Below are 12,609 nucleotides of genomic sequence, written 5' to 3'. Positions count from 1 at the left end.
TCCCGCGCGGACATCGTGTTACATCATGCGGGATCAATAATGCAGGTTGATCGACGGCAGGCGTGTGCTTGCGCGGCCGTTGTCGCGCACTGTAGGCGATGTGTCGGTCGGTGCGCTCATCTGGTAGCGCGTGCCGAAGTTCGAACGCACGTCGATTTCGACTGGTTTGCCTTTATCGCGGTATTCGGTGATCTCGGTGCCGCTGCCACTGCGTTCGTAGAAGCTCGGCGTGCGCGGCACGTCGATGTCGACCTTCGAGCTGACTTCGGCTGCCGGACGGTTGATCGCCTTCAGGTCCGGCAGGCCGGCGCGTTCGTTGGCGGATTGCGCTTCGTCGGCAGCGGCAGCTTGAGCGTTCGTGGCAGCCGTGGCGTCGTCGGTGGGCTGGGCGGCCAGTGCGACGCCGCCGAAGGCGAGCGTCGCTGCAACGGCTGCCGCGGCGACGGTAAGGAACGACTTCATGGCGATTCTCCGATTGGGTGCCCAGATTCTAGCAAATCCATGCTCCGGGCACGGATTACCAAGGGTTATTTTGCGCCGCTTTCGCGCAGGTTGCGCGGAACCAGCCCGTGCCCCGTCCGGTCTGCCGCGGGCATCCGCGGCGCGTGTTCCATGGTAATGTCGTCGCATCAACCGAGGCCAATGAAGATGAACGATCCACTCAAATCACGCGCGGTGCAGACACCCGCCGACACCTTCCCGACTGAGGCGTTCGCCGACGCCGCCGACGCCGTCACCCGGCTTTCCGCGATCTACGAAGCGAATACGTCGTACCTGCGCGACGCGTTTGCCCGCTACCGGCGCAACGAGGCATTCGAGCGCCGCGTGCGCGCGTGTTACCCGTTCGTGCGGGTGCGCACCGAGGTCAACACACACATCGATTCGCGCCGCTCATATGGTTTTGTCGCCGGCCCCGGCGTGTTCGAGACCACCGTGACGCGGCCCGATCTGTTCGGCAACTACTATCGCGAACAGTTGCGACTGCTGGCGAAGAATCATCACGTGTCGATCGAAGTCGGTGTGTCAGACCAGCCTATTCCGATTCATTTCGCGTTTGCGGAGGGCATTCATCTGGAAGGCGATCTCGATCGCGAGCGGCTGTTCGCGATGCGCGATATCTTCGATACGCCCGACCTTGCGCTGCTCGACGATCGCATCGTCAACGGTACCTATGAACCGCCGCCCGGCGAGCCGCATCCGCTTGCGCTGTTCACGGCCGCGCGCGTGGATTTCTCGCTGCATCGACTGAAGCACTACACGGCGACGTCGCCGACGCATTGCCAGAACTACGTGCTGTACACGAACTACCAGTTCTATATCGACGAGTTCGTCGCGCTCGGCCGCAAGATGATGGCCCATACCGACGACGCGGAGCTGCGTGCCTATCGCAGCGAATACACATCGTTCGTCGAACCCGGCGACGTGATCACGTACAACGCGAATCTCGGCGAGCAGGACGACGAAGGCACGCCGCCGCCGCGTCTGCCGCAGATGCCTGCCTATCACCTGAAGCGCGCGGACGGCAGCGGCATCACGATGGTCAACATCGGCGTCGGGCCGTCCAACGCGAAGACGATTACCGATCACATCGCCGTGCTGCGTCCGCATGCGTGGATCATGCTGGGTCACTGCGCGGGGCTGCGCAATACGCAGCGTCTTGGCGATTACGTGCTTGCGCACGGCTATGTGCGCGAGGATCACGTACTCGACGATGATCTGCCGCTATGGGTGCCGATTCCGGCGCTCGCCGAAGTGCAGGTCGCGCTGGAAGGTGCGGTCGCGCAGGTGACGCAGCTCGAAGGCGTCGAACTGAAGCGCGTGATGCGCACCGGGACAGTGGCGAGCGTTGATAACCGCAACTGGGAACTGCGCGACCATCGTGAGCCGGTGCAGCGGTTGTCGCAAAGCCGCGCGGTTGCGCTCGATATGGAAAGCGCGACGATTGCGGCGAATGGGTTCCGCTTCCGTGTGCCGTACGGTACGTTGCTGTGCGTGTCGGACAAACCGCTACACGGTGAACTGAAGTTGCCTGGCATGGCCGATCAGTTTTATCGCGCGCAGGTCGATCAGCATCTGCAGATCGGGGTGAAGGCGATGGAGATTTTGCGCACGAACGGGTTGCATCGGTTGCATAGCCGGAAGTTGCGGAGTTTTGCGGAAGTGGCGTTTCAGTAAGCGCCCCTCAAAACTGCCCAAACCCCGTCAACCCAATCAAACTCCCGGCAGCCAGCAACCACAGCGGATGAATCCGCGTCTTCAGCGCAAGTGCCGCGCACACGGCGGTGATCGCCCACGCGATCGCCGTCGTATCGGAAGCCTGCGCGATCAGCGCCGCGCTCGCGCCGACGAGGCCCGCCGTGACCGGCACGAGCGCCTTCTGCACGATGCTTCTCCACGGCCGGTCCTTGAAGCGTTCCCACGCGTGCAGCGCGAGAATCGTCACGATCGACGATGGCCCGAACTTCGCCACCGACGTCACCAGCATGCCGGCCCATCCAGCCACGTGCCAGCCGACCAGCGTCACGATCATCAGGTTCGGTCCAGGCGCGGCCTGCGCAAGCGCGAAGAGCGCGCTGAATTCGCTGGCGGGCATCCAGTGATGCACGTCCACCACCTGCCGCTGCATCTCCGGAAGGATCGTATTGCCGCCGCCGAATGCGAGCAGTGACAACTGGCTAAAGATAATTGCAAGCGAAACGAGTGTGTCGTTCATGGTGCTGTCTTCCCGGCTTCGGCGATTTTCCGCGCGCGTGCCGCGACAAGCATGCTGAGCGGTGTGAGCACGAGCATGGTCGGCAGGAGCGGCGCACGCACGATTGCGATGGCGACGAACCCGAGCGCGGCGATGATCGCCGCTGCCGGATCGTGCCGCAACGGCAGCAGTATCTTGACCGCCATCGCGACGAGCAGACCGGCCGCGGCTGCCGCGAGCCCGGCGAACAGGTGCTTCACATGCGGGTCGTTTTGCGTGTGCTCATACAGCACACCGAGACCGATCACGACGAGCGACGGCCCCGCGATCAACCCGAGCAACCCCGCAAGCGCGCCAGGCAGTCCACGAAAACGCATGCCGATCGCAACCGAAAGGTTGATGACATTGCCGCCCGGCAGAAACTGGCACAACCCGAGCAGATCGGTGAATTCGGCGGCGGTTAGCCAGTGGCGCCGCTCGACGACCGCACGTCGCGCAAGCGGCAACGCACCACCAAACGAGATGAGGCCGAGGCCAAGAAAGCCGCCGAATATTTCGCGCAACGTAGGCCGATGTGTAAGCGATGTGTCAGGGGAAGTGGGCTGCTGATTCATTGTGATATTCGTCCGGTACAGACCGTCGAGAGTAGCGCCGAAGCGTTGTCGGGCAAAACGATTTTTCGGGCATCCGCTTGTGATCTACAATCACAAGCATGGCTCGCAATCTTCCTCCGTTCTCTGCGCTCCGTGCCTTCGAGGCCGCGGCCCGGTGCGATAGCTTCACGGCCGCCGCAGACGAGTTGCATGTGACCCACGGTGCAATCAGCCGGCAGGTTGCTGCCTTCGAAGCATGGGTCGGCGTGCAGGTGTTTCATCGTCGCGGCAAGCGGGTCCGGCTCACCGACGACGGGCGCCGCTATCTCGCGAGCGTGCAGGCTGCTTTCGACAGCATTGCGCTCGCGACGGATCAACTGCGCGATACCGGTGTCGTGCATGTGCTGCGCGTCAATGCCCTGTCGACTTTCGCAATGAAGTGGCTGCTACCGCGCTTGAGCCAGTTTCAGCGGATGGCGCCCAATGTCGAGCTACGGCTGTCGACGTCGGATGCACCGGTGGAGACGATCGATGGTTTCGATGTGGCGGTCAGGCGCGGTCCCGCGCACTGGCCGAACTGCGCGAGCGGCCATTTTCTCGAGGAACACGAGATTCCGGTATGCAGCCCCGCGCTGTTGCAGCGCGCGCCGATCGTCGTGGCCGATGACCTCGCGCGCCACGTGTTGCTGCATTCGGATACCCGGCCGGATGCGTGGCGCAACTGGCTGGCAGCAGCAGGGGTGAAGGCGAAGTGCCGCAAGAAGCAGTCGTTCGACCACTTCTATCTGGCATTGCAGGCAGCGATAGATGGACTCGGTGTCGCACTCGGACCGCTGCCGATGCTGGCCGACGAACTCGCGTCCGGACGGCTCGTCGTGCCGCTACCCGGACCGCGACTCGATGCGCGTGGCTACTGGTGGGTGGCGCGGCACGAAGTAGCCGATTCGCCACTCGTCGTGCAGTTCTGCCGCTGGCTCGAGGCGCAGGCCGATTCCGCGTAAGCGCCGACCTGCCAGCCAGACGCGTTACAGGTAGAACATCCGGTCTTCGTCCGACTTGCCCGGGTGGACATCGCCGTCTTCATGCTCTTCGCGGTCTTCGTAGAACGCGAGCACCGCTTCGAGCACCTGGTCCGGATCGTCGATGACCTGCATCAGGTCCATGTCGTTGGCATTGATCAGGCCCATCGGCACCAGCTGATCCTTGAACCACCCGAGCAGGCCATGCCAGAACTCGCCGCCGACCAGAATGATCGGTACGTGCCGCGACTTCTTCGTCTGGATCAGCGTGAGCACTTCCGCGAGTTCGTCGAGCGTGCCGAAGCCGCCGGGCATCACGATCACGGCATCCGAGTTCTTCACGAACGTCACCTTGCGCGTGAAGAAATGGCGAAAGCGCAGCGAGATGTCCTGCCACTGGTTGCCCGATTGCTCGTGTGGCAGCTCGATGTTCAGACCGACCGAAGGGGCCTTGCCCGCATGTGCGCCCTTGTTCGCCGCTTCCATGATGCCGGGACCGCCGCCGGAGATCACCGCGAAGCCCGCGTCGGACAGTTTGCGCGCGATCTGCGTGGCGAGTTTGTAGTAGGGCGAGTCCGGTTTCAGTCGCGCTGAACCGTAGATGCTGACAGCCGGGCGGATCTCCGAGAGGTACTCGGTCGCCTCGATAAACTCTGCCATAATCGTGAACATCTGCCACGATGCGCGGGCCTTTTTGGCTGTCGCGCGCTCTTGATCTGCGAGCGATCGCAGACTCGGAATCACTTTTCTCTTAGTCATAATGCCTGAAGAACAGTACCTGGAAGCGAAGCTGGAAGGTAAGACCCTGCTATTGGTAGACGGTTCGAGCTATCTCTACCGGGCCTACCACGCATTGCCCGATCTGCGTGGACCGGACGGCGAACCGACCGGCGCGCTGTACGGCATCATCAACATGCTGCGGCGCATGCGCAAGGAAGTCACTGCAGAGTATAGCGCGTGCGTGTTCGATGCGAAGGGCAAGACGTTTCGCGACGACTGGTACCCGGATTACAAAGCCAACCGCGCGTCGATGCCCGAAGATCTGGTGCGCCAGATCGAGCCGATCCATGTCGCCGTGCGCGCGCTGGGCTGGCCGCTGCTGATGATCGATCGCGTTGAGGCCGACGATGTGATCGGTACGCTCAGCACACAGGCCGAAAAGCTCGGCATGAAGGTGATCGTCTCCACCGGCGACAAAGACCTCGCGCAACTCGTTACCGATAGCGTCACGTTGATCAACACGATGACGAACGAAACGCTTGATCGCGCGGGCGTGCTCGCGAAGTTCGGCGTGCCACCGGAGCGGATCGTCGATTACTTGTCGCTGATCGGCGACACCGTCGACAACGTACCGGGCGTCGACAAGTGCGGACCGAAAACCGCACTCAAGTGGCTTGCGCAGTACGACTCGCTCGACGGCGTCATCGCGCATGCGGATGAAATCAAGGGGGCAGTCGGCGACAACCTGCGCCGCGCACTCGATTTCCTGCCGATGGCGAGAAAGCTCGTCACTGTCGAAACCGCCTGCGATCTGACGCAGCACATCGCATCGATTGAAGCGTCGCTCGCCTCGCGGCCCGAGGCGCGCACCGAGTTGCGCGACGTGTTCGCGCGGCACGGCTTCAAGACATGGTTGCGTGAAGTCGAGACGGCCGAGGTCGTCGAAGGGCCGCAAATCGACGTGGCACCTGCGCAAACCGTCGATGTCGAACGTCACTACGACACCGTACAGACGTGGGAGCAGTTCGACGCGTGGCTCGCGAAGATCGACGCCGCGCAACTCACCGCATTCGATACCGAAACCACTTCGCTCGATCCAATGACCGCGCAACTCGTCGGTCTGTCGTTGTCCGTGGAACCAGGTTATGCAGCCTATATTCCGGTTGCACATCGCGGACCCGATGCACCGGTGCAACTGCCGCGCGATGAAGTGCTCGCGAAGCTGAAGCCATGGCTCGAGAGTCCGGTGAAGAAAAAAGTCGGCCAGCATCTGAAGTACGACGAACAGGTGCTTGCCAACTACGGCATCGAGATGGATGGCATCGAGCATGACACGCTGCTCGAGTCGTACGTGGTCGAATCGCATCGCACGCACGACATGGACAGCCTGGCGCTGCGTCATCTCGGCATCAAGACGATCAAGTATGAGGAAGTAGCGGGCAAGGGCGCGCAGCAGATCGGCTTCGATGAAGTCGCACTCGATCAGGCCGCCGAATACGCCGCGGAAGACGCCGACATCACGCTGCGTCTGCATCTCGCGCTGTACCCGCAGGTCACCGCAGAGAAAGGTCTCGAATACGTGTACCGGGAGATCGAGCTCCCGACGTCGCGTGTGCTGCGCAAGATGGAACGCGCCGGCGTGCTGATCGATGCCGAGAAACTGCGCCGGCAAAGCAACGAGATCGCGACACGGCTCGTGCAGCTCGAAGGCGAAGCGTACGAACTGGCGGGCGGCGAATTCAATCTCGGTTCGCCGAAGCAGATCGGCCAGATTTTCTTCGAGAAGCTGCAGTTGCCGGTCGTGAAGAAGACACCAAGCGGTGCACCTTCCACCGATGAAGAAGTGCTGCAGAAACTCGCCGAAGACTATCCGTTGCCGAAGCTGCTGCTCGAACATCGTGGCCTGTCGAAGCTGAAATCGACCTACACCGACAAGCTGCCGCGCATGGTGAACGCGCAGACGGGGCGCGTGCACACGAACTACGCGCAGGCCGTGGCGGTAACGGGGCGGCTCGCGTCGAACGATCCGAATCTGCAGAACATTCCGGTGCGCACGGCAGAAGGCCGGCGCATTCGCGAAGCCTTTATCGCTACGCCGGGCCACAAGCTCGTTTCCGCCGACTACTCGCAGATCGAACTACGCATCATGGCGCACATCTCCGGCGACGAATCGCTGCTGCGTGCGTTTGCCCAAGGCGAGGACATCCACCGCGCGACAGCCGCCGAAGTGTTCGGCGTGACGCCGCTCGAAGTGAATTCGGACCAGCGACGCATCGCGAAGGTGATCAACTTCGGTTTGATCTACGGGATGAGTTCGTTTGGCCTCGCATCGAATCTCGGCATTACGCGCGATGCGGCAAAGCTCTATATCGACCGGTATTTCGCGCGCTATCCGGGCGTGGCGAAATACATGGACGACACGCGCGCGAGTGCGAAAGAGAAGGGTTATGTCGAGACCGTGTTCGGCCGGCGGCTGTGGTTGCCCGAGATCAACGGTGGCAATGGTCCGCGGCGCCAGGCCGCGGAGCGCGCGGCGATCAACGCGCCGATGCAAGGCACGGCCGCCGATCTGATCAAGCTGTCGATGATCGCGGTGCAGCGCTGGCTCGACGCATCGCCGGTTGGTACGCGGATGATCATGCAGGTCCACGATGAGCTGATACTCGAAGTGCCGGACAGCGAACTCGCCGAGGTTCGCAAGAAGCTGCCCGAACTGATGTGCGGCGTTGCTGCGCTGAAGGTGCCGCTCGTTGCAGAAGTCGGCGCCGGCGACAACTGGGAAGAAGCACATTGACGCCTGTGCACGCATATAGTCATGCGTATGTCACACATGCCGACCTGCGGCTTGCAAGAAGCCGCAGGCGTCGCCGACAATCGATAACGACGGCATAAGCCACGCATCACGCCGTCTCGACCCACAACCGATCGACATACGGAGAATCGCATGCATCGTTTTATCGTCGTTGGCGGGGGCGCGGGGGGACTGGAACTGGCGACGCGTTTAGGCGATCGCTACGCTCCAAAGAAGAACAAGGGCGACGCACGTGCGCAGGTCACACTGGTCGACCGCTATCCGACGCATATCTGGAAGCCGCTGCTGCATGAGGTCGCGGCGGGCAGCATGGATCCGTTCACGCAGGAACTCGAATATGCGGCCCAGGCGCGCTGGCATGGTTTCGAGTTTCAGCAGGGCGAACTGACTGCGCTCGATCGCGCGGCGCGGCGTATCACGCTCTCGTCGGTCGCGGATGAAGACGGCGCGGAATTGTTGCCGCAACGCGAACTCGAATACGACACGCTCGTTGTTGCGATCGGCAGCACGACGCATTTCTTCGGCGTACAGGGTGCGTCCGAGTATTCGATTGCACTCGATACCGTCCACCAGGCTGAGCGCTTTCGCAAACGCCTGATCGCCGCGTGCATCCGCGCCGAATACCAGGCGCACGAACCCGTCGAGTCGGGGCTGGACGCATCGGCTTCGAGCGAGCCGCGCATTCAGGTGGCGATTGTCGGTGGCGGTGCGACGGGTGTCGAACTGTCTGCCGAGTTGCGCAACACCGCGCAGGTGCTGTCGGCGTACGGCTTGCATAAACTCGATCCACGTCACGACATCGGCATCGTGCTGATCGAAGCCGGCGCGCGGATTTTGCCGGCACTGCCCGAACGCGTATCGACTGCCACGACGGAACTGCTCGTCAAACTCGGCGTCAAGCTGATGACCGGCGAGACCGTGTCCGAAGTCGCGCCGGGCCTCGTGCGTACGGCGAGCGGCAAGACCGTGCGCGCCGACCTGACGGTCTGGGCCGCGGGCATCAAGGCGCCAGCGGTGCTAAGCCAGCTCGACGGCCTGGCCGTGAACCGGCAGGGCCAGCTCATCGTGCGCAATACGCTGCAGACCGAAACCGACGACAACATCTTCGCGCTCGGCGATTGCGCCGCGTGCGCGTGGGCGGGTACCGACGGCAACGTGCCGCCGCGCGCACAGGCCGCGCATCAGCAGGCGAGTTTTCTATTGAAAGTGCTCGCGGCTCGTGTCGACGGTGGTGCCTTGCCGCAGTTTGCTTACCGCGATTTCGGTTCGCTCGTATCGCTTGGGCACTTCAGCGCGGTCGGCAATCTGATGGGCGGGGTGATCGGCGGCAGCATGCTGATCGAGGGGCTGTTCGCGCGTTTCATGTACATGTCGCTGTACCGGCTGCATATCGCCGCACTGCACGGCTACGCGCGGATGGTGCTCGATACGGTCGCGCACTGGTTGCGGCGCACGACGTTGCCGCGGGTCAAACTGCACTGAGCGTGGCGTGTGGCGGGTTCAGCGCCGCTGCTGCCCGCTGCCTGTGGTCTGTACGGCGCGCGTTCGCCGCCAGGGGTATGCTGTTGCGTCGTTGCCTTCCACCCAAGGAGCGCTACATGCTGAAACCCGAAGTCGATAGCCTCGTCCCACACGTTCCATTCGATCGCCGCACCTTCATCAAGGCCGCACTCGGCAGCGGTTTTGCCGCCGCCGTGCTGCCGGTGTCGGCACAGACCATTCACACCGATAGCGACGGACTCGAAGCCGGCGAGGTCGCCGTGACCTCGGGCGGCATCATCGTGCCGGCCTATCGCGCGCAGCCGAAGGGCAAGACGCATCTGCCCGTGATCATCGTGGTCCACGAGATTTTCGGCGTGCATGAGCACATCGCCGACGTCTGCCGCCGGTTCGCGAAAGCGGGTTATCTGGCGATTGCACCGAACCTGTATACGCGGGAAGGCGATGCGTCGATCTATCCAACCATTCAGCAGCTCAACGAGCAACTCGTCAGCAAGGTACCCGATGCGCAGGTGCTGGCCGATCTCGACGCCACCGTTGCATGGGCCGGTGAGCACGGCGGCGATCTGCGGCGCGTGGGTGTCAACGGTTTCTGCTGGGGCGGGAGAATTACGTGGCTGTATGCGGAACACAATCCGAACGTGCGCGCGGCAGTCGCATGGTACGGGCGCGTGGCCGGAGATCACACTGCGATGACGCCGGCCAATCCAATCGATCGTGTCGCCGATCTGCACGCGCCGGTGCTGGGCCTTTATGGCCGGCAGGATACGAGCATTCCGCAGGACACACTCGAGCAGATGAAGCAGGCCATCACCGAAGGACCGCGGGAAGGACGCGGCTCGCAGTTCGTCGTGTACGACGACGCGGGCCACGCGTTTTTCGCCGACTATCGGCCGAGCTACAAGAAGGCGGATGCCGAAGACGGCTGGCGGCGCGCGCTAGCGTGGTTTAAACAGCACGGCGTGGCTTGAGCGAGCACGCGCGCTGTGAGTTGAGTGTAGCGGCATGACGCGATGGTCGCGTCTGCCGCTATTGCTTGCTCGGCTAGCTCGAAGGCTATCTGCGGGCCTCGTAGTCTCAGGGCGCCGCGCCCGTCGCAACTGGCCGCGATGTATCGGCGACCCATTCGCTCCACGATCCAGAATAAAGCGCGGCCCCGTGCAGCCCGGCGATCTCCATGGCGAGCGCGTTATGACAGGCGGTGACGCCCGAGCCGCATTGCAGAACGACCTTCTCCGGTGCGGTGCCGGGCAGCAGCGCGCCGAATTCTTCGCGTAGCGTGTGTGCGGACTTGAAGCGGCCGTCCGCGGTGAGGTTGTCCTTGAAGAAGCGGTTCAGCGCGCCAGGAATATGGCCGCCCACTGGATCGATTGTTTCGTTTTCTCCGCGGTAACGATCGGCGGCCCGCGCGTCGACGAGGATGCGCTCGCGTGTGCCGAGATTGCGCTCGACCGCCTGCGCATCGATCGTCACCGCCAGCGGCGCGCCAGCCTTGAAGTCGCCGCGGACCAGAGTCGGCGCGTCCTGCATCAGCGGCTCGCTGGAGGCCTGCCAGGCTTGCAGTCCGCCGTCGAGCAGCGCGACCGCGTCATGCCCGAGCCAGCGCAGCAACCACCACAGGCGCGCCGCGTACATCCCGCCTTGCGCGTCGTAAGCGACAACCTGCTGGCCCTGCTTCAGTCCCTGTGCAACCAGCGTTTCGACGAGCTTCGCGCGCTCGGGCAAAGGATGGCGCCCGTTCGCGCCGGTTTTCGACCCGGAAAGATCGCGATCGAGATGCAGATAATGCGCGCCGGGCAGATGACCGGCGGCGTAGGCGGCTTGGCCCGCATCCGGCGCGGCGAGATCGAAGCGGCAATCGGCAACGAAGACGCTGCCGGGCGCGGCGGCGAGCCGCTCGGCGAGATTCGTTGCGGAGATCAGGGTGGTGTAGTGGGTGTGCGGCATGACGGCTCCTGGAGACGGCGGTTTCGGTCGTAGCCGAACCCTGTTCCAAGTCTAAACAAAAAAGACGGGCCGAAGCCCGTCTTTCCGTCGTTCTATGCAGTCTGCGTGCCGCGTGGTTCAGGCGATCGCACCGAGTTCGCGCCGCAAAAACTCGTGGAAGTGCTGCATACCGTCTTCCATCGGGCTCTGATACGGACCAACCTGCGATTCGCCACGCTCCATCAACGCCCGTCGGCCGGCGTCCATCCGCTCGGCGATCTCGTCGTCTTCGCGGGCCGTTTCCATATAGGCGGCGCGCTCGGCTTCGACGAATTCGCGTTCGAACAGCGCGATTTCCTCGGGGTAATAGAACTCGACCACATTGGTGGTGTGTTGCGGCCCGCGCGGAATCAGCCACGATACGACCAGCACGTGCGGATACCACTCGATCATGATGCCCGGGTAGTACACCATCCAGATCGCACCGAACTCGGGCGGCTCGCCGCCGCGGAAACGCAACACTTCGTCGTGCCACTTGCGATACGTCGGGCTACCCGGACGCGCGAGCTCGTTATGCACGCCAACGGTCTGCACGCTATACCAGTCGCCGAATTCCCAGGTCAGGTCGTCGCACGACACGAAGCTGCCGAGACCCGGATGGAACGGGACGACGTGGTAATCCTCCAGATAGACCTCGATGAAGGTCTTCCAGTTGTAGTTGCATTCGTGGACTTCGACGTGATCGAACATGAAGTTCGAGAAGTCGAAATGCTGCTTCGTGCCGAGACGCGACAGATCTTTGGCGACATCGCGGCCCTGCGCCTCGAATAGCAGGCCCTGCCAGTTCTGCAGCGGCGTGGCGCCGAGATTCAGGCAAGGGTTGTCCGCGAAATGCGGTGCGCCGAGGAGCTGGCCGTTCAGATCGTACGTCCAGCGATGCAGGGGACAGACGATATTCTCCGTCTGGCCGCGGCCGTTGAGCATGATGGCCTGGCGATGGCGGCACACGTTCGACAGCAGTTCGACCTGCGACTGCTGGTTGCGTACGAGCACCCGGCCCTCTTTCTCGCTGGGCAAGGCAAAATAATTCCCCGCGTCCGGCACCATGAGTTCGTGCCCGACGTAGCGAGGACCTTTTTTGAAAAGGGTGTCGATTTCGCGCTTGAGAAGCGCTTCGTCAAAGTAAGCCGTGACTGGCAACTGACTATGAACAGATCTCAGCTGCAATGCATTGCTCAGATTGGACATTCCCACTCCCGTGAAGACGTGAAAGCAGTGAACAACCCAACCATCGAAGATTCGATTGATTTAGGGAGCCCGCGATTATACCTGTTTCCCCCTCCTGGG

11 protein-coding genes are annotated in these 12,609 nt (G+C 62.8%); 5 read left to right on the top strand and 6 right to left on the bottom strand.

The genetic code is table 11. The features are described from left to right. Positions 1–33 precede the first annotated feature (33 nt). On the bottom strand, positions 34–462 hold the full coding sequence (locus M0D65_RS21350) for a hypothetical protein (protein ID WP_266254457.1): 429 nt from the start codon (positions 460–462) through the stop codon (positions 34–36). A 180-nt stretch (positions 463–642) separates the two neighbouring features. Here M0D65_RS21350 and M0D65_RS21345 point away from each other — a divergent pair, with 180 nt between their 5' ends. Next, positions 643–2,175 carry an AMP nucleosidase gene (locus M0D65_RS21345; protein WP_091012656.1) on the top strand — a complete coding sequence of 511 codons (1,533 nt, stop codon included), beginning with the start codon at positions 643–645 and terminating at the stop codon, positions 2,173–2,175. Between the two features lie 7 nt (positions 2,176–2,182). Here the strand turns inward: M0D65_RS21345 and M0D65_RS21340 are convergent, their stop codons facing one another. After that, a complete protein-coding gene (locus tag M0D65_RS21340; RefSeq protein ID WP_091012658.1) occupies positions 2,183–2,713 on the bottom strand; it encodes a chromate transporter in 531 nt (176 codons plus the stop codon). Further along, positions 2,710–3,306 (bottom strand): chromate transporter, encoded by a 597-nt coding sequence (locus M0D65_RS21335; protein ID WP_266254456.1) that lies wholly within the window; start codon positions 3,304–3,306, stop codon positions 2,710–2,712. The genes M0D65_RS21340 and M0D65_RS21335 overlap by 4 nt, the downstream gene beginning before the upstream one ends. A gap of 98 nt (positions 3,307–3,404) precedes the next feature. On the opposite strand from M0D65_RS21335, the gene M0D65_RS21330 reads away from it, so the two are divergent. Beyond that, positions 3,405–4,286: a transcriptional regulator GcvA gene (locus tag M0D65_RS21330; protein ID WP_266254455.1), complete on the top strand. Its 882-nt coding sequence runs from the start codon at positions 3,405–3,407 to the stop codon at positions 4,284–4,286. 24 nt (positions 4,287–4,310) lie between these two features. Here the strand turns inward: M0D65_RS21330 and M0D65_RS21325 are convergent, their stop codons facing one another. Beyond that, positions 4,311–5,063 carry a TIGR00730 family Rossman fold protein gene (locus M0D65_RS21325; protein ID WP_091012665.1) on the bottom strand — a complete coding sequence of 251 codons (753 nt, stop codon included), beginning with the start codon at positions 5,061–5,063 and terminating at the stop codon, positions 4,311–4,313. Between the two features lies 1 nt (position 5,064). Between M0D65_RS21325 and polA the strand changes: the two genes are divergently transcribed. The 3 genes from polA to M0D65_RS21310 all read left to right on the top strand — a co-directional run bounded on the left by polA (position 5,065) and on the right by M0D65_RS21310 (position 10,307). Then, positions 5,065–7,818 carry a DNA polymerase I gene (gene polA / locus M0D65_RS21320; RefSeq protein WP_266254454.1) on the top strand — a complete coding sequence of 918 codons (2,754 nt, stop codon included), beginning with the start codon at positions 5,065–5,067 and terminating at the stop codon, positions 7,816–7,818. Between the two features lie 150 nt (positions 7,819–7,968). Next, complete coding sequence (locus M0D65_RS21315; RefSeq protein ID WP_266254453.1) at positions 7,969–9,318, top strand: NAD(P)/FAD-dependent oxidoreductase; 1,350 nt, start codon at positions 7,969–7,971, stop codon at positions 9,316–9,318. Between the two features lie 116 nt (positions 9,319–9,434). Beyond that, positions 9,435–10,307 carry a dienelactone hydrolase family protein gene (locus tag M0D65_RS21310; RefSeq protein WP_266254452.1) on the top strand — a complete coding sequence of 291 codons (873 nt, stop codon included), beginning with the start codon at positions 9,435–9,437 and terminating at the stop codon, positions 10,305–10,307. Between the two features lie 106 nt (positions 10,308–10,413). Here the strand turns inward: M0D65_RS21310 and M0D65_RS21305 are convergent, their stop codons facing one another. Continuing rightward, entirely contained in the window at positions 10,414–11,283 is an 870-nt protein-coding gene (locus M0D65_RS21305) for a sulfurtransferase (RefSeq protein ID WP_266254451.1), read from the bottom strand. A 117-nt stretch (positions 11,284–11,400) separates the two neighbouring features. After that, positions 11,401–12,510, bottom strand: a complete 1,110-nt coding sequence (locus tag M0D65_RS21300; protein WP_266254450.1) for an aromatic ring-hydroxylating dioxygenase subunit alpha — start codon at positions 12,508–12,510, stop codon at positions 11,401–11,403. Positions 12,511–12,609 lie beyond the last annotated feature (99 nt).

This window comes from Paraburkholderia sp. CHISQ3, from assembly GCF_030464945.1.
Classification (GTDB): Bacteria; Pseudomonadota; Gammaproteobacteria; order Burkholderiales; family Burkholderiaceae; genus Paraburkholderia; species Paraburkholderia megapolitana.
The sequence above is the reverse complement of the archived record's forward strand: the minus strand, read 5'-3'. Positions and strand labels throughout refer to the sequence as shown.

Bases quoted from the DNA above. Each gene is read 5' to 3' on its own strand.
- M0D65_RS21305 (WP_266254451.1), bottom strand. From the start codon at position 11,283: ATGCCGCACACCCACTACACCACCCTGATCTCCGCAACGAATCTCGCC.
- M0D65_RS21345 (WP_091012656.1), top strand. From the start codon at position 643: ATGAAGATGAACGATCCACTCAAATCACGCGCGGTGCAGACACCCGCC.
- M0D65_RS21310 (WP_266254452.1), top strand. From the start codon at position 9,435: ATGCTGAAACCCGAAGTCGATAGCCTCGTCCCACACGTTCCATTCGAT.
- M0D65_RS21350 (WP_266254457.1), bottom strand. From the start codon at position 462: ATGAAGTCGTTCCTTACCGTCGCCGCGGCAGCCGTTGCAGCGACGCTC.
- M0D65_RS21335 (WP_266254456.1), bottom strand. From the start codon at position 3,306: ATGAATCAGCAGCCCACTTCCCCTGACACATCGCTTACACATCGGCCT.
- polA (WP_266254454.1), top strand. From the start codon at position 5,065: ATGCCTGAAGAACAGTACCTGGAAGCGAAGCTGGAAGGTAAGACCCTG.
- M0D65_RS21330 (WP_266254455.1), top strand. From the start codon at position 3,405: ATGGCTCGCAATCTTCCTCCGTTCTCTGCGCTCCGTGCCTTCGAGGCC.
- M0D65_RS21325 (WP_091012665.1), bottom strand. From the start codon at position 5,063: ATGACTAAGAGAAAAGTGATTCCGAGTCTGCGATCGCTCGCAGATCAA.
- M0D65_RS21340 (WP_091012658.1), bottom strand. From the start codon at position 2,713: ATGAACGACACACTCGTTTCGCTTGCAATTATCTTTAGCCAGTTGTCA.
- M0D65_RS21315 (WP_266254453.1), top strand. From the start codon at position 7,969: ATGCATCGTTTTATCGTCGTTGGCGGGGGCGCGGGGGGACTGGAACTG.
- M0D65_RS21300 (WP_266254450.1), bottom strand. From the start codon at position 12,510: ATGTCCAATCTGAGCAATGCATTGCAGCTGAGATCTGTTCATAGTCAG.